At 69.5% G+C, this 16,779-nt stretch carries 15 protein-coding genes; 8 read left to right on the top strand and 7 right to left on the bottom strand.

Annotated features, from left to right (window positions below):
* Positions 1 to 52 precede the first annotated feature (52 nt).
* From BA895_RS05525 to arc, 3 genes are all read left to right on the top strand, one after another.
* A complete protein-coding gene (locus BA895_RS05525; protein ID WP_083283013.1) occupies positions 53 to 517 on the top strand; it encodes a single-stranded DNA-binding protein in 465 nt (154 codons plus the stop codon).
* Positions 518 to 539: 22 nt separating this feature from the next.
* Entirely contained in the window at positions 540 to 1,700 is a 1,161-nt protein-coding gene (locus BA895_RS05520; RefSeq protein WP_070190902.1) for a tRNA (adenine-N1)-methyltransferase, read from the top strand.
* A gap of 69 nt (positions 1,701 to 1,769) precedes the next feature.
* Positions 1,770 to 3,578 (top strand): proteasome ATPase, encoded by a 1,809-nt coding sequence (gene arc / locus BA895_RS05515; protein ID WP_070190983.1) that lies wholly within the window; start codon positions 1,770 to 1,772, stop codon positions 3,576 to 3,578.
* 51 nt (positions 3,579 to 3,629) lie between these two features.
* Here the strand turns inward: arc and BA895_RS05510 are convergent, their stop codons facing one another.
* Together BA895_RS05510 and BA895_RS05505 are read right to left on the bottom strand one after the other, a co-directional pair.
* Positions 3,630 to 4,040 (bottom strand): DUF3054 domain-containing protein, encoded by a 411-nt coding sequence (locus BA895_RS05510; protein ID WP_083283012.1) that lies wholly within the window; start codon positions 4,038 to 4,040, stop codon positions 3,630 to 3,632.
* Positions 4,037 to 5,026 (bottom strand): ribose-phosphate pyrophosphokinase, encoded by a 990-nt coding sequence (locus BA895_RS05505; RefSeq protein WP_070190901.1) that lies wholly within the window; start codon positions 5,024 to 5,026, stop codon positions 4,037 to 4,039. The genes BA895_RS05510 and BA895_RS05505 overlap by 4 nt, the downstream gene beginning before the upstream one ends.
* A gap of 146 nt (positions 5,027 to 5,172) precedes the next feature.
* Here BA895_RS05505 and BA895_RS05500 point away from each other — a divergent pair, with 146 nt between their 5' ends.
* From BA895_RS05500 to prcA, 5 genes are all read left to right on the top strand, one after another.
* Complete coding sequence (locus BA895_RS05500; protein WP_254666340.1) at positions 5,173 to 7,698, top strand: lysylphosphatidylglycerol synthase transmembrane domain-containing protein; 2,526 nt, start codon at positions 5,173 to 5,175, stop codon at positions 7,696 to 7,698.
* A gap of 58 nt (positions 7,699 to 7,756) precedes the next feature.
* Entirely contained in the window at positions 7,757 to 9,277 is a 1,521-nt protein-coding gene (dop, locus tag BA895_RS05495) for a depupylase/deamidase Dop (RefSeq protein WP_070190900.1), read from the top strand.
* A gap of 75 nt (positions 9,278 to 9,352) precedes the next feature.
* Positions 9,353 to 9,553, top strand: a complete 201-nt coding sequence (locus BA895_RS05490; protein WP_070190899.1) for a ubiquitin-like protein Pup — start codon at positions 9,353 to 9,355, stop codon at positions 9,551 to 9,553.
* Positions 9,550 to 10,383, top strand: coding sequence for a proteasome subunit beta (gene prcB, locus BA895_RS05485; RefSeq protein WP_070190898.1), 834 nt, complete (start codon positions 9,550 to 9,552; stop codon positions 10,381 to 10,383). The genes BA895_RS05490 and prcB overlap by 4 nt, the downstream gene beginning before the upstream one ends.
* On the top strand, positions 10,380 to 11,216 hold the full coding sequence (gene prcA, locus BA895_RS05480) for a proteasome subunit alpha (RefSeq protein ID WP_070190897.1): 837 nt from the start codon (positions 10,380 to 10,382) through the stop codon (positions 11,214 to 11,216). The genes prcB and prcA overlap by 4 nt, the downstream gene beginning before the upstream one ends.
* A 138-nt stretch (positions 11,217 to 11,354) precedes the next feature.
* Here the strand turns inward: prcA and BA895_RS05475 are convergent, their stop codons facing one another.
* The 5 genes from BA895_RS05475 to BA895_RS24315 form a co-directional block, all read right to left on the bottom strand.
* A complete protein-coding gene (locus tag BA895_RS05475; RefSeq protein WP_070190896.1) occupies positions 11,355 to 12,551 on the bottom strand; it encodes a hypothetical protein in 1,197 nt (398 codons plus the stop codon).
* Between the two features lie 95 nt (positions 12,552 to 12,646).
* Positions 12,647 to 13,606 carry an ABC transporter permease gene (locus BA895_RS05470; protein ID WP_070190895.1) on the bottom strand — a complete coding sequence of 320 codons (960 nt, stop codon included), beginning with the start codon at positions 13,604 to 13,606 and terminating at the stop codon, positions 12,647 to 12,649.
* An 11-nt stretch (positions 13,607 to 13,617) separates the two neighbouring features.
* On the bottom strand, positions 13,618 to 14,589 hold the full coding sequence (locus BA895_RS05465; protein ID WP_083283011.1) for an ABC transporter permease: 972 nt from the start codon (positions 14,587 to 14,589) through the stop codon (positions 13,618 to 13,620).
* Positions 14,586 to 15,713: an ABC transporter ATP-binding protein gene (locus BA895_RS24320; RefSeq protein ID WP_083283010.1), complete on the bottom strand. Its 1,128-nt coding sequence runs from the start codon at positions 15,711 to 15,713 to the stop codon at positions 14,586 to 14,588. Before BA895_RS24320 ends, BA895_RS05465 begins: the two co-directional genes overlap by 4 nt.
* Positions 15,710 to 16,765, bottom strand: a complete 1,056-nt coding sequence (locus BA895_RS24315) for an ABC transporter ATP-binding protein (protein WP_070190894.1) — start codon at positions 16,763 to 16,765, stop codon at positions 15,710 to 15,712. The genes BA895_RS24320 and BA895_RS24315 overlap by 4 nt, the downstream gene beginning before the upstream one ends.
* Between the last annotated feature and the right edge of the window lie 14 nt (positions 16,766 to 16,779).

Here is a 16,779-nt window from a genome sequence, read left to right as displayed (position 1 = left end):
CACGGTGAGGGGCACGAGGCCCCGAGATGGCGGGCCGGGAGGGAGCACGGCAATGGCGACACTGGGCCAGACCACTCAGCGGGCGAACAGGAGAAGTGCGGATGCCGGGTCGCCGTTGACGCCCGACCTGGCGCCGGTGCGCAACGAGGTCGTGCTCTGGGGGCGTCTCTCGGCGCCCGCGGAGCAGCGGGAGCTGCCGAGCGGAGACGTCATCGTGACACTCCGGGTGGTGGTCGCACGCCCGGCGGGCCCTCGTCGCTCGTCCGGTTCGAGCACGTCCCGCGACAGCAGCCCCGACAGCAAGGTGCGTTCGCCGGGCGTCGACACGATCGACGTCGTGTGTTGGAGTGCGTCCACCAGGCGCGTGGCTCTGCGGTTGGTGGGCGGCGAGCAGATCGAGGTCGAGGGCGCGCTGAGGCGCCGGTTCTTCGCGGCTGCGGCCGGGCGCCAGAGTCGCTACGAGGTCGAGGCGACCCGGGTGCGGCGCCGAGGTGGGAGGCGGCGAACGAGCGCCTGACCCCCACCTAGACTGTGCTGCCATGACCCCGCCAGCCGATCCGAGCGCCCCATCGACCGTCCACCATCGGCGGGGCCTGTTCGAGGTCGGCGAGCGAGTACAGCTCACCGACCCCAAGGGTCGGTTGCACACGATCACCCTCGAGCCCGGGCGTGAGTTCCACACCCACCGCGGCTTCTTGCGGCACGACGACCTCATCGGCGCACCCGACGGCTCGGTGGTCACCAACACGGCCGAGGTCGAGTACCTGGCGTTGCGACCGCTGCTGAGCGACTACGTGATGTCGATGCCGCGCGGCGCCGCCGTGATCTATCCCAAGGACGCCGGCCAGATCGTGCAGATGGCCGACATCTTCCCGGGAGCCGTCGTCGTCGAGGCCGGGGTCGGATCGGGCGCGTTGTCGATGTCGCTGCTCCGGGCCATCGGTGAGACCGGGCGGCTGTTGTCGTTCGAACGACGCGACGACTTCGCCGAGATCGCGAAGGCCAACGGGAGGGCTTTCTTCGGTGGTGACCACCCGGCCTGGACCGTGACGGTCGGCGACCTCGCGCCGAGCCTGACCGCGAGCGTGCCGGCTGGCACCGTCGACCGCGTGGTGCTCGACATGCTCGCCCCCTGGGAGTGCCTGGATGCCGTAGGTGACGCCCTCATCCCCGGCGGGGTGCTCATCTGCTACGTCGCGACGACGACGCAGCTGAGTCGAGTGGCCGAGGGCATCCGCGTGCACGGTGGGTTCACCGAGCCGAGCGCCTGGGAGTCGCTCGTGCGGGGCTGGCACCTCGAGGGGCTCGCGGTGCGACCCGAGCACCGGATGCACGGGCACACCGGTTTTCTCATCAGCACGAGGCGTCTGGCGCCCGGGGTGGCCGCCCCGGAGCGCACCCGCAGGCCGGCGAAGGGGGCCTACGGCGACCAGCCGGGCGGCGACGCGACGCACACCCCGGCTGAGCCGGCATCCGCCGGTGGTCGGCCCTCCGACTCGGGCGGGCTCGACGCCGCGAGCCCCGCCGAACCGACCGACCGGCGTGACTCGGCCCTGCCAGGCCTGCCGATGGGCTCTCTCGCCGCGACCTCGGTGCCCGATGAGGCCTGGACGCCTGAGGCGCTCGGCGAGCGGGTCAAGAGTGACAAGACGATCCGTCGTGTTCGGCGGTCACTCATTGGAACATCCGACGCCGAGTGACCACCCCGAGTTAGGCTCGAAGGGTCACGTTGTGCCGGTGATGAGCGAGTGACGGATGAGGAGGCCGAGATGTCAGACGATTTCAGCGGTACCGACGGGAACGGCGATCTCGACTCGCCGCAGCCTCACGACCGGGTCAACCCCTCCGGTGCTGGGCAGGCAGTTCGGCCGCAGGGCGAGGCCCACGAGCTCGACGCCCTCCGATCAGAGGTGAACGCCCTGCGCGACGCAGCGCGCCACTCGCCGCAGCGCACGCGTGATCTCGAGGCTCGCCTGGCCCAGGTGCAGACCTCGCTGTCGACCCTCTCGACGCAGAACGAGCGGCTGGTGCGCACCCTCAAGGAGGCGCGCGAGCAGATCGTGAACCTGAAGCAGGAGGTCGACCGGCTCGCGCAGCCGCCCAGCACCTACGGCCTCGTGCTCGAGCAGCCCGACGACGGCGTGGTCGACATCCTGACCGGCGGACGCAAGATGAGGGTGGCGATCAGCCCGAGCGTCGACGTGGCCGACCTTGGCCTCGGGCGCGAGGTGATGCTCAACGAAGCCCTCAACGTCGTCTCGGCGCACGGCTTCGAACGGGTCGGAGAGGTCGTCACGGTCAAGGACAAGCTCGGCGACGACCGCGTCGTCGTGGTCACCCACGGCGACGAGGAGCGCGTCTGTCGACTGGCCGACCCGCTCATGACAGAACGGATCCGCGTCGGTGACTCCCTCACCCTCGACTCCCGCTCGAACTTCGTGCACGAGGTCGTGCCCAAGCTCGACGTCGAGGAGCTCGTGCTCGAGGAGGTGCCCGACGTCGCCTACGAGGACATCGGTGGTCTCGTCGGCCAGATCGAGGCGATCCGCGACGCCGTGGAGCTGCCGTTCCTGCACCCAGAGCTCTACCGTGAGCACGCGCTCAAGCCGCCCAAGGGCGTGCTGCTCTACGGCCCTCCCGGCTGCGGCAAGACGCTCATCGCCAAGGCGGTCGCCGCGTCGCTCGCCCGACAGGTCGCTGCGCGCACGGGCCAGGAGACCGAGAAGAGCTACTTCCTCAACATCAAGGGCCCCGAGCTGCTCAACAAGTACGTCGGCGAGACCGAGCGGCACATCCGGCTGATCTTCCAGCGAGCGCGCGAGAAGGCGTCTGACGGAACCCCGGTGGTCGTCTTCTTCGACGAGATGGACTCGCTCTTCCGCACGCGTGGCTCAGGCGTCAGCAGTGACGTCGAGACGACCATCGTGCCGCAGCTGCTCGCCGAGATCGACGGTGTGGAGCGGCTCGAGAACGTCATCGTCATCGGTGCCTCGAACCGCGAGGACATGATCGACCCGGCCATCCTGCGCCCCGGTCGTCTCGACGCGAAGATCAAGATCGAGCGTCCCGACGCCGAGAGCGCCCGTGACATCTTCAGCAAGTACCTCACCGTCTTCCTGCCGTTGCACGAGCACGACCTCGCCGAGCACGACGGAGACCGGGAGGCCACGGTCAACGAGATGATCACGGCGGCCGTCGAACGGATGTACTCCGAGGTCGAGGAGAACCGGTTCCTCGAGGTCACCTACCAAGGTGGCGACAAGGAGGTCCTCTACTTCAAGGACTTCAACTCGGGGGCGATGATCCAGAACATCGTCGATCGCGCCAAGAAGCTGGCGATCAAGGACTTCCTCACCACGGGCCAGAAGGGCATCCGAGTCGAGCACGTGCTCTCCAGCTGCGTCGAGGAGTTCAAGGAGAACGAAGACCTGCCGAACACGACGAACCCCGACGACTGGGCCCGCATCTCCGGCAAGAAGGGTGAGCGGATCGTCTACATCCGCACGCTGGTCAAGGGCAAGGACGGATCCGAGCCGGGCCGGTCGATCGCAACGGCCAACACCGGCCAGTACCTGTAAGCCCGACGCCGTGCGGATGCCGCCTGGCCGCGGTGTTCGAACGTCGTCGACTCACACGGACTCGGTGCGAGCCGGCGGCCTGTCTGGAGCTCGGACGCCCAGAGCCACCAAGGCCCGCCGGCCGATCAGGAAGACGGCCAGCACCACGGCTGCGACCGCGACGAACGAGGCGGCCGTGCCCTGCCCGGTCAGCTGACGCAGCAGCATCCCGAAGACCAGCGTGGCGAACCACACCGTGATTCCCGGCCCGACCGCCAAGGGCCAGGAGCGGCGCAGCACCCGCACGACGAGCCACCCGACGGCGGTGCCGACGAGAAAGGGCCAGGCCGTGGAGAGGGCGCCGACGAGCGGGTTGCCCTCGTCGTGCGACGCGCGTCCGACCGCCGCGAAGACGATCACCAGCACCAGGTCGGCGAGCGCGGCACCCGTCGGTCGACGGAGCAGGTCAAGGGCCCGGTTCACGTGAGCGGGTCGAACGGCAGCTGGGCCTGGGGCGGCGCGTGGGTGGGGTCGACGCCCTCGAACAGCGAGCTCACCGAGCGGCCGTGGTGAATACGACTGATGGCCTCGGCGAACAGGGCCGAGACTGAGCGAACGGTCAGCTCGGGCCAACCCGGTGGTCGCGGAACGGTGTCGGTGCTGACCACCTCGGTGATGAAGGGGTGGCCCCGCAGACGTTCGACGGCCTTGCCCGCGAACAGGCCGTGGGTGCAGACGATCGCCGCCTCGGTGGCCCCGGCATCACGAAGGCGGTCCATCAGCTCGAGCATCGACCCGCCGGTCGCGATCTCGTCGTCGAGCACAATGGCCCGCCGCCCGGCGACATCACCCACGATCGAGTCGATCACCACCCGGTCGTCGGCCACCCGCCGCTTCGAGCCGGCGGCGACGGGCAACCCCAGCAGGCGGGCGAACTGGGTGGCCACCTTGGCGTTACCCAGGTCGGGGCTCACCACGACCCCGTCGGTCAGGTCGTGGTCTCGGAAGTGGTCGGCCAACACGCCGATGGCGGTCAGATGGTCGACGGGCATCGAGAAGAAGCCGTGCACCTGGGGTGCGTGCAAGGCCATCGTCAGCACCCGGTGGCAGCCCGCCGCCCCGATCATGTCGGCGACCAGGCGCCCGCCGAGCGAGATGCGCGAGGCGTCCTTCTTGTCAGACCGGGCGTAGGCGTAGTGCGGCATGACGGCGGTGATCTGGGCGGCTGAGGCGCCACGGGCGGCATCGATCATCAGCAACAGCTCCATCAGGTGCTCCTGCGTGGGAGGCACGAGCGGCTGCACGATGTACACGTCGCGCTGTCGGCAGTTGGCCAGCAGCTGGGCCTGCAGACAGTCGTTGCTGAAGCGCTTGATGTCGACAGGGGAGCGCTTCACCCCGAGATGGCCGCAGATCTGGTCGGCGAGGGCCGGGTGCGCTGACCCGCTGAACACAACGACATCGTTCACTTCGGGGGTCTCTCTCGAGGTTCGACTGCCAGCGCCACCCTAGCCGACCACTCGTGCCGGCGCGCGCTCGATCTCCTCACCACATCCGTGGCCCCCAACGGCCTCGCGTGCCGGATCTGTGCAGGTTGGTCAGGCATCATGGGCTCGTGCACAGGGACGGGGAGGTGGGCGACCGCCATGACGGGGTCAGCTCCAACGACCTCGTCGAAGAGGTCGAGGCCACCCGCCGTCCGGTCGGGCCGGCGGTAGACACCGGCCAGGTCTCGGAGGAGAACGCGCGCGCAGAGCGGCTCGAGGCCGCCGCCGAGGTCGAGGTCATCGAGCCGCCCATCCCGGGCCGGGTCCGTCGGCCGGCGGATGCCGTTCGGTTGGCGATCGTCGTGCTGGTGCTCGTCGCTGGGCTGGTGGTCTCCGACGTCGCTGTCGACACCCGCGGTGCCGTGGAGCAGGACCTCGTGCAGGCCTCGATCGGGCTGCCTCGCCTGCTGCTCACGCTGCTGGGCTACCTCAGCGGTCTCGGAGTGCTGCTCCTGCCCATCGCCGTGGGCGCCGACCTGCTGGTGCGCCGCCGGCCCCTGCAGCTGGTGGCGGCCCTGGGCGCGGCCGTCGTCGGAGGCGTGCTGGTCATCGCCCTGTCGACGGTGTTCGACGACGGTCACTGGGGCCACCTCAGCGCGATCCTGACCCGGCCCACCACCACGGGGCGCACCGAGGCCCTCGACATCGTGCTCGTCTCGATGATCGGGCTGCTCACCGTCGCCGACATCACCGGCCGCAAGTGGATCTCGCCGGTGGCCAGCCTCATCGTGGTGGCCACCGTCATCACCTCGCTGCTATCAGGGTCGACGACGCTCGCTGCCATCGTCAGCTCGCTGTTGTTCGGCTGGGTCATCGGTCTGTCGTTCCGGTTCGGGTTCGGTGCCACCTCGACGCGCCCCCCGGGCGGTGAGGTCGCCGGGGCCCTGGTCGCCACCGGGCTCGCGCTGACGCGGCTCGAGCTGGTTGAGAGCAACCACGACGGCGACCGACGCTACGCAGGGTCGACGCCCTCCGGCCCGGTGGAGGTTCAGGTCATCGACCGCGACACCTTCGGACTGGCCTCGGGTCGGCGCCTGATGCGAGTGCTGCGGTTGCGCAACGGCTTCACCCGGCCGCCGGCCCTCACCCTCCGGTCCGAGCTCGAACACCGAACGCTGATGGGCCTGTTGCTCCGGCAGGCCGGCATCCCCGCCCCAGAGCCCGTCTCGGTGTGTGAGGTCGGCCCGTTCTCGGCGGCGCTGGCCTTCGTGCAACCGGTCGGCACCCCGGTGTCGAAGATCGGCGCGGATCTCGACGCCCAGCAGGTGGCCGCGATCTGGCGCATGGGTGGTGAGCTGCAACGACGACACGTCGCCCACCGGTCGCTCGGGCCCGACGCCATCATCATCGACGCGCAGGGGCGGGCGGGTCTGCTCCGCATCGGCGCTGGCGACCTCGCCGCTGACGACGTCACTCTGCGCATCGACCTCGCCCAGCTGCTCACCACCGTCGCGCTGCTCGTCGGCCCCGACCGGGCCGTCAGCTCGGCGGTCGAGGCTCTGGGGGTGGATGCCGTGCTGCGCGCAGTGCCCCTGCTGCAACCGGTCGCCCTCACGCGCTCGACCCGGGAAGCGCTCAAGGCCAAGCAGAACAAGGGCCTGCTCGGCAAGGTGCGCGAGCGGCTCGCCGCCCTGGCCCCGTCCACCGAGACGCCCGAACCGGTCGAGCTACGACGCGTGACGCTGCGCACGGTCGTGACGATCGTGGGCGGGTGCGTCGCCGGCTACTTCGTGCTCACCCAGTTCACCAAGGTCGACTTCGGCGAGGTGATCAGCAGCGCCAGCTGGGGCTGGGCCGCAGGCGCGGTCGGGTTCGCGGTCACGACCTTCGCGGGTGCGTCGATCGCGCTGAGCGGGGCCGTACGCATCCGGCTGAGGTTCCTGCACACCTTCATGACCCAGCTGGCCGTGGCCTTCAGCGGTCTGGTGGCCCCGGCCGCCGTGGGCAACATTGCCCTCAACACCCGCTATCTGCAGACCTCGGGCCTTCCTCCAGCCGTGGCCGGAGCCAGTGTCGGGCTCGCCCAGGTGGCCCAGTTCTGCTCGTACTTCGTGCTGCTGGCCGCATCAGGCGTGCTCGCCGGCACCGGAGCTGCGCTCTCTTTCCGCCCGCCCCCCATCCTGGTCACGGCCATCCCCGTGGTGGTCATCGTGCTGCTGGGACTCTTTGCCGTACCCCCTATCCGGGTCTTCATCACCGGGAGAGTGGTGCCGCAGGTGAAGGCCGCCGTGCCTCAGGTGCTCGGCGTCTTCCAACGCCCGGCCAAGCTGGCCCAGCTGCTCGGCGGGGCTCTGCTGCTCGATGCGTCGTTCGTGGGCGCGCTCGTCTGTGCGACCCGGGCCTTCGGCTCGGAGGCACCCGTCGCTGCGGTGGCCGTGGTCTACTTCGCCGGAGCCATCATCGGCTCCGCCGTGCCCACGCCAGGCGGTCTGGGCGGCATCGAGGCCGCCCTGACGTACGGTCTGACGACGATCGGGGTCGACGCCGCAACGGCGTTCTCGTCGGTGTTGCTCTACCGCCTGGCCACCTACTGGCTGCCGATCCCCTTCGGCTGGTTCTCGCTGAACCGCCTGCAGAAGATCGGCGTCATCTGAGCGGATGCCGGGTCGGGCCCCTCGCCGCGCCGACTGGGGTGACGGTTAGGGTCGGGCCATGACGGTGCGGCGCATCATGGGGCTCGAGACCGAGTTCGGCATCTCGGTGCCCGGCGACCCGATGGCGAACCCGATGTTCCTCTCCGGGCAGGTGGTCAGCGTCTACGCCGCCGCGCACGGCATCCGCTCGAACCAGTCGAGCTGGGACTACACGTTCGAGGACCCACTGCGCGACGCACGCGGATGGCAGCTCGACCGGCAGAGCGCCGACGAGAGCCAGCTGACCGACGCCGAAGACCCGACCCTGGCGAACGTGGTGCTCCCCAACGGTGCGCGCTACTACGTCGACCACGCCCACCCCGAGTACAGCTCGCCCGAGGTGACCTCGCCGCGAGACGCGATCACCTGGGACCGTGCCGGCGACGGCATCGCGCTCGAGTCGGTGCGGTTGCTGGCCGAGCGCCCCGGGCAGGCGCCGGTCAACCTGTACAAGAACAATGCCGACGGCAAGGGACAGAGCTACGGCACGCACGAGAACTACCTCATGCCGCGCCGCACCCCGTTCCCGTCGATCGTCAAGCACCTCATCCCGTTCTTCGTCACCCGCCAGGTCGTGTGCGGGGCCGGGCGAGTGGGCCTCGGGGTGGACTCGCGCGAAGCCGGTTTCCAGGTGTCGCAACGAGCGGACTTCTTCGAGACCGAGGTCGGGCTGGAGACCACGCTCAAGCGACCGATCATCAACACCCGCGACGAGCCGCACGCGATCGCCGACCGGTACCGACGCCTGCACGTGATCATCGGAGACGCCAACCATCTCGACGTGGCAACCCTGCTCAAGATGGGCACGACCTCTCTCGTGCTCGGCATGATCGAAGACGGTCATCTGCGCGGTGACTGGTCGATCCGCCATCCGGTGGCGGCGCTGCAGCGCATCTCGCACGACCCCAGCCTCACGGCCACGGTCGAGCTCGTCGACGGGCGCGTTGTCACCGCCCTCGACGTGCAGTGGATGTATCTCGAGGCCGCCCGGGCCTGGCTCGACACCCGAGACGATGACCCGGCCGCCGACGCCACCGACGAGGTCATGAGCTGGTGGGAGACCGTGCTCACCCGCCTCGGCACCGACGTCAGGTCGTGTACGGGTCTGCTCGACTGGGTGACGAAGCTGGGGTTGCTGGAGGGCTACCGGTCGCGCGACAACCTGGCCTGGGACGACCATCGGCTGGCGGCGATCGACCTGCAGTGGGCCGATGTGCGGCCCGAGAAGGGCCTGGTGCACCGCCTGCGTGACCGGGGTCGCACCCACGACCTCGTGACCCCCGAGCTGGTGCGAGCCGCTCAGAGCACTCCACCCGAGGACACCCGGGCGTGGTTTCGGGGGTCCTGCGTGCGTCGGTTCGCCCCCCATGTGTTCTCCGCGAGCTGGGACTCCGTCGTCTTCGACGTGCCCGGCCATGCGAGCCTGCAACGGGTCCCGATCCTCGAACCCGAGCGCGGCACCCGGGCGCAGGTCGGGGACCTGGTCGAGCAGAGCCCCGACGTCGAGCATCTGCTCCGCGGTCTCGCCACCCCCGAGTAGCGAACGCGTCGAGAGCACTGCGGCCAGAAGGGTTAGGGTCGTGGTAGCCGTTGAACATCGCTCTGAGAGGTCGCCATGCCGGCACAGGAACACGCGAAACCGCAACGCCGTGACGACGAGGTGCCCGAGCCACCGGCACCCACAGCTCCGGCCGGGGCCGTCGTCAAGGAGGGCCTGAGCGACGACATCGACAACGTCCTCGACGAGATCGACGGCGTCCTCGAGTCGAACGCCGAGGAGTTCGTGCGCGGTTTCGTGCAGAAGGGCGGACAGTGAGCAGTCCCGCCCACGGCGGGACGCGCCGGCTCGACGACGCCTACCTCGCCACCGGGTCAGCCTCGTTCACCGAGTTCGTCGGGTCTTTCCGACCCGAGATGCTCCCCTCCGGGCGGGTCCTGCCCAGCGGCTCGTCCATCGACGCGCCCCACGGCACGACCATCGTGGCCCTGGTGCACGACTCCGGGGTCGTCATGGCCGGCGACCGGCGCGCCACGATGGGCAACATCATCGCCAACCGCGACATGGAGAAGGTGTTCGCCGCCGACGACTACAGCGTGGTCGGCATCGCCGGTACAGCCGGCATCGCGATCGAGCTGGTGCGCCTCTACCAGGTCGAGCTCGAGCACTACGAGAAGATCGAGGGCGCCATCATGTCGCTCGAGGGCAAGGCCAACCGGCTCGCCTCGATGATCCGGGGAAACCTCGGGCTGGCCATGCAGGGCCTCACGGTGGTGCCGCTGTACGCCGGCTACGACCTCGACGGCGACGCGGGCCGCATCTACTCCTACGACGTCACGGGCGGGTGCTACGTCGAGGGCGGGCACCATTCGATCGGTTCGGGCTCGCTGTTCGCCCGAGGCGCTCTGAAGAAGCTGTGGCGACCCGGCCTCACCGAGACCCAGGCGGTGAACGTGGCGCTCGAGGCGCTCTACGACGCCGCCGACGACGACTCCGCCACCGGAGGGCCCGACCTCGGCCGTCAGATCTGGCCCACCGTTGCGGTCATCGACCGCACCGGGTCACGCTTCGTGGCTGACGACGTGCTCGAGTCGCAGGTGCGCCAGATCGTGGAGGCTCGTCGCGGCAACCCGGGAGGTGCCCGATGAGCATGCCGTTCTACGTGCCGCCCGAGCAGGTCATGAAAGACCGGGCCGACTTCGCGCGCAAGGGAATTGCGCGCGGCCGCTCCGTCATCGTGCTGGGCTACGACAAGGGCATCGCCTTCGTGGCCGAGAACCCGTCGCGGGCCCTGCACAAGGTCTCCGAGATCTACGACCGGATCGCCTTCGCGGCGGTCGGACGGTACAACGAGTTCGAGAGCCTGCGCGTGGCCGGCATCCGCTACGCCGACCTGCGCGGCTACTCCTACGACCGCACCGACGTCACGGCCCGAGCCCTGGCCAACAGCTACGCCCAGACCATCGGTGCCGTGTTCACCCAGGAACAGAAGCCGTTCGAGATCGAGATCGTCGTCGCCGAGGTCGGGCGCACCGCCGACGGAGACCAGATCTTCCGGTTGACCTACGACGGGTCGGTCGCCGACGAGCAGGGGTTCGTGGCCATGGGCGGCGCCAGCGACATCGCGGAGCAACGACTCGGGCAGGCCTGGCGGCCGGGGCTGTCGCTCGCCGAGGCGTTGCGGATGGCGGTCGACGTGCTGGCCGCGCCCGCCGCTGCTCCCGGCTCGGCGGCTCAGCCCGGTGCCGCTGCTGCGGCGAGCCCCGAGAACCCACCGCGCGTCATCGACGCGTCCATGCTCGAGGTGGCCGTCCTCGACCGTGAGCGACCCCGTCGCACGTTCCGCCGGGTCACGGGCGCCCTGCTCGAGCGACTCCTGAGCGCTGACGACCCCACGGCCAATGCGCCGACCGCCGACGAGTCCCACCCCGGCCATCCGGAGGTGCTGAGCGGCGAGAGCGAGCAGACCCCGCCCGCCTGACCCGCCAGGTGAGCCCTCCAGACCGAGCCGGCCGGCCCACCGGGTGGTACCAAAGTGGCCACACGACCTGGGGTCAGGTCGAGTGGCCACTTCGATACGAGGCTGACGAGCTCGGCCCGTCGGGTGTCGGCTCTCCCCTCAGGACTTCGGGACTCGCGGCATCACCACGGTGGCGGCCAGGGACTCCGACGGTGCCCCAGCGTCTGGCGCCTCGCCGTTCTGCTGCTCCGCGGGCTGGTCGTTTGGGGGCTGGTCGTTCTCGCGGCGGCTCGGCTCTGCCGCGTCGTTCTCACCCGAGGCGTTCTCGGCCTTGGCTCGGCTGACGTGCCCCGTCTCGCGTCCCGTCTCGTCACCGTCCGTGGTCGTCTCGGCGGTCGGCGACCCCTCGGCTGAGGCGGCATCCAGAACCGCCGGCGCCAGGCCGTCGATGATGGCGCCGCCCCCGAGGGTGGCGAGCATCTGGCGCACGTTGCTGAGCTGGGCGGTGATGCTGTCGCGTTGGGAGGTGGCCGCCGCGAGCTCGCGGTCGCTCTCCTCCCGCAGCCGGGAGGCGTGGTCGTGAGCCTCGGAGACCACCTGCTCGGCCTGCTCCTGCGCCACCTCGAGGGCAGCGGCAGCACGGGCGTGCAGCTCGGCGGCATCCTGCTGGGCGCGGCTCGTCACCTGCTGAGCCCGCTGTTCGGCCTCAGCGAGCGAGGCCTCGATGGCCTCTCGGCGGGCCGCGAACTCGCGGTCGGCCTGGTCACGTCGGGCCGCCAGGGTCGTCTCGAGGTCGGCGGAGGCGGCTGAGGCCTTGGCCCGGTGGGCCTCGTACTCCGCAGCGGCCTCTCGGCGCTGGCTCGCCGTGACGCTCTGGGCCTCGGCCACGATGGCGCGGGCCTCGCGGGTGGCCTGGGCGAGGATGCGGGCCGACTCCTCGTCGGCCCGCTGGTGCGCCTCCTGGGCGTAGGCCGCCGCAGCAACGTGCTGCTCCTCGGCCGCGGCGCCGGCCGCCGCCCGCAAGGCCTCGGCCTGCTCCGTGGCCCGAGCCACCATCTCGGTGGCCTCGGTGTCGGCGAGGGTGAGGATCTGCCCCACCCGCGCCCCGATCTCGACGAAGGTCTGCGACGGAGCCGGGGTGCTCGCCCTCTTCAGCTCGGCCATCACGCGCGACTGCTGGCCCAGCTGGCCCCGCAGGTCAGCGAGGGCAGCGTTGAGCTTGGTCAGCTCGACGCTGCGCTCGGATGCGTCCTTCTTGGCGGCCTGAACCGTTCGGTTCTGTGCCTCCAGGAACGCATCGACCTCCTCGGCGGCGTAACCACGACGGGCGAAGGTGAAGTTGGGTCGGTCGATCATGTCCCTCCGTCAAGGGGCTGGGGGGTGGAGGTGCGAGGGGTGCTGCCGACCCAGTGTGGCAGTCCCTCGGGCTGGTAGGACACCCTGCCCGCGGGTCAGTGCAGTCGCACCCGTGGGTCCAGAACGGCGTAGAAGAGGTCGACGACGATGTTGGCGACCACGACGGCAGCCGACGCGAAGAGCACGATGCCGATGATGACGGGGAGGTCCTGCAGGTTGATCGCGTCGATGGCGGTCTTACCGAGCCCGGGCAGCGAGAAGACGTACTCCGTCACCACCACCCCGCCGATGAGCGCACCGACGTCGATGCCGAACTGGGTCACGATGGGAGTCATCGCGGCGCGAAAGGCGTGCCGCATGACGACCCGACGCTCGCTGAGGCCCTTGGACCGTGCCGTGCGCACGTAGTCCTCGCCGAGCACGTCGAGCATCGAGGCCCGGGTGAGCCGGGTGTAGGTGGCCGCCGAGACCAACGCCAGGGTGAACCACGGCAGCACCATGTGCAGCACCCACTGCCCGGGCCCCTCCCCGAGCGGCGCATAGCCGCCGGCCGGGAAGATGGTGATTCCGCGGAGGGTGAGCCGGAAGTAGAAGAAGTAGAGCAGCAACAGCCCGAGCAGGAAGGTCGGCATCGAGTAGAAGAAGAGGCTGAAGACGGTGAGCGACCGGTCGATGAAGGAACGGGGACGCACGGCTGACACGACCCCGTTGAACACGCCCATGACCAGCCAGATGATGGCCCCGCCGATCACCACCGACAAGGTGATCGGGATGGCTGCTCCGATGATCTGGGTCACCGGAGTCTGGTGGTAGTAGTCGTAGCCGAGGTCGCCGTGGAGCAGACGACTTACGAAGTCGACGTACTGCTTCCAGATCGGCTGGTCGAGACCCAGCCGGTGGGCGATGAGAGCCACCGTCTCGGGGGTGGCCTGGCGGCCGGCGAGCGTGCGGGCCACGTCGTTGGGCGCGATGAAGAAGAGCGCGAAGACCGCCAGCGTGATCAACCACATCACGAGGATGCCGAGGACTATGCGTCGAACGAGAAACCTGAGCACGTCACCACGTCCTAGGGGATGAGCCGGTCGCTGCGGGGGTCGAAGGCATCTCGAACCCCGTCGCCGAGCAGGTTGAAGGCCAGGGTCGTGGCCAGCAGGGCCGCCCCGGGGAAGACGATGAACCACCAGGCCGTCGTGTAGTAGTTCTGCGACTCGCTGATCATTCCGCCCCAGTCGGCCGTGGGTGGGGCGAGTCCGAGGCCGAGGAAAGAAAGCGTCGCCTCGACCACGATCACGACGGGGATGAGTAGTGACGCGTAGACGATGACCTGGGCCAGCACGTTGGGCAGGATGTCGACGAACATGATGCGCCGGTTGGAGGCCCCCAGCGAGCGGGCGGCCTCGACGAACTCTCGTTCGCGCAGGGAGAGCACCTGACCGCGAACGATGCGTCCGACCGACGCCCAGCTGAAGAAGCCGATGACGAGCACCGTCACGAGCAGGCTCGGACCCGTGATGGACACGAGCGCGATCGCGACGAGCAGGAACGGGATGGACAGCACGACGTCGATCAGGCGGGCCAGGATCGTGTCGACGATCCCGCCGAGGAAGCCGGCAGCCAGACCGACGACGACGCCGATCACCACCGTCAGGGCGGTGGCCACCACCCCCACGAGGAGAGACACGCGTGCGCCGTAGGCGATGCGCACGAGCATGTCTCGACCGAGGTCGTCGGTGCCGAGCCAGAACTCGCTCGATGGGCCCTTGGGCAGCCCGTCCGCCGTGAGACCGGTGGTGCGGTACTGCTCGTTGACGGGGTGGCCCGTGATGGTCGCGGCGAGCGGGGCGAAGATCGCCATCAGCACGATCAGCACGATCACCGCCAGGGAGAACATCGCGACCTTGTCGCGGCGCAGCCGTTGCCAGGCCAGCAGCCACGGGCTGCGCCCCTCGATGCGCGCGCGTCCGGGTTCGTCCTCCGTCTTCGCCTCGGTCAGGTCGGGCTCCTCGACGTCTTCAGAGGTCGGTAGGAAACCGCTCACTGGGACTCACCTCCGCGGGTCGCTGCGCTCTTCGGGCCGCTCTCGGCTGCGCTGCTCGCCGAGGTGAGGGCCGGTTGCGCCGTGAGGATCTCGGAGTCCTCGATCGCGGGAGTCGACAGGGTCAGGTCCTCGCCGACGGCGAGCGGATGGAAACAGGCGGTGCAGTGGGCGGGGCCGTCGCCGAGTACCGGCTCGAGGGTCGGGATGGTGACGACACAGTCGTGGCGAGCCTTCGGACAGCGGGTGTGGAAGCGGCATCCGCTCGGGGGGTTGGTGGGGGTCGGCAGGTCGCCGACGAGCACGATGCGACGTTGACTGTCGGCGATGTCGGGGTCGGGGTCTGGCAGTGCCGACAGCAGGGAGCGGGTGTAGGGGTGGCGGGTGGTCTCGAACAGGTCTTCGGCGTCGGCGACCTCGACGACCTGCCCCAGGTACATCACGGCGATCCGGTCGCTGACGTGTCGCACGACCGAGAGGTCGTGGGTGATGAACAGGTAGGTCAGCCCGAAGTCGTCCTGCAGGTCGATGAGCAGGTTGATGATCTGCGCCTGGATCGACACGTCGAGAGCCGAGACCGGCTCGTCGCAGATGATGAACTTCGGGCGCAGGGCCAGCGCGCGGGCGACCCCGATGCGCTGACGCTGACCGCCCGAGAACTCCGCCGGAAACCGGTTGTAGTGCTCGGGGTTGAGCCCGACCCGCTCCATGAGCTCCTGCACCTTGACCTTGATCTCCTTGCCCGAGCCCAGGCCCTGGATGGTGAACGGGTCACCGATGATCGAGCCGACCCGCCGACGCGGGTTGAGCGAGCCGTACGGGTCCTGGAAGATCATCTGCACGTCGCGGCGCACCTCACGCATCTCGCGACGGTTGAGCGTCGTGATGTCTCGCCCGTCGAAGACGACGCGTCCGGACGTCAGGTCGTAGAGCCGGGCGATGCAGCGGGCCAGCGTCGACTTGCCACAGCCTGTCTCTCCGACCAGCCCCATGGTCTGACCGGACTCGATCTCGAGCGATACGCCGTCGACGGCGTGGACCGAGTCGGTGCTGCGGCTCCAGAGACCGCCCGACTGCACCGGGAAGGACTTGGTGACGTTCTCGACGGAGACCAACGGGGTGCTCATGCTGACTCCTCCTGGGTTTCTGGGGCCGGATTCACGTCGACCGGAGACCCGCCCCGAGCCGGGACGGGGTCGTCGAGCCCGCCGGCGACATCGTGGGGCAGCCAACAGGCTGAGGTGTGTTCGGCATCATGCGAGACCGGGTCGAGCCGTGGCCGCTCGTGCCAGCAGCGGTCGAACGCGCTCGGGCACCGAGGGGCGAAGGGGCAACGCTCCGACGGGTCGATGAGCGACGGCGGGGTGCCCAGGATGGGCGTGAGCCGCCCCCGACGTCCGCCCCGGGCCGGTAGCGAGGCCAGCAGGCCCTTCGTGTACGGGTTGTGGCTGAGATAGAAGAGCGTGCGCCGCGGAGCCTTCTCCATCACGGTGCCGGCGTACATGACGACGACGTCGTCAGACATCTCGGCCACCACTCCGAGATCGTGGGTGATCAGGATGATCGCGGTGTCGAACTCCTGCTGCAGGGTGCGCATCACCTCGAGCACCTGGGCCTGCACGGTGACGTCGAGAGCGGTCGTGGGCTCGTCGGCGATGAGCAGGGCCGGGTCGAGCGCCATCGCCATGGCGATCATCACGCGTTGGCGCATGCCGCCTGAGAACTGGTGCGGGAAGTCGTCGATGCGTTGGCTCGCACGGGGGATCCCCACGAGCCCGAGCAGCTCCGCCGCCCGGGCCCGGGCGGCCTTCTTGGACGTCTCCTTGCGGTGGGCCCGGATCATCTCCACGATCTGCCAACCCACGGTGTAGTACGGGTGCAGGCTCGAGAGCGGGTCCTGGAAGATCATCCCGATCTGGGCGCCGCGCACCTTCTGCAGGGTCGACGCCGACGCGCCCAACAGCTCATTGCCGTTGAAGAGCGCCGAGCCCGAGATCTGGGCGCCCCGGGTGAGTCCGGTGATGGTCTGGGTCGAGACGCTCTTGCCGGAGCCGGACTCTCCGACGATGGCGAGCGTCTTACCGCGCTCGACATCGTAGGAGAGCCCGCGCACGGCCTCGACGACCCCATCAGGGGTGTGGAACGAAACACTGAGATCGCGCACCTCCAGCAGAGCCATGAGGGCACCTCCGT

This window comes from Humibacillus sp. DSM 29435 (assembly GCF_001758225.1).
Classification (GTDB): Bacteria; Actinomycetota; Actinomycetes; order Actinomycetales; family Dermatophilaceae; genus DSM-29435.
This window is presented reverse-complemented; position numbering and strand designations above follow the sequence as displayed.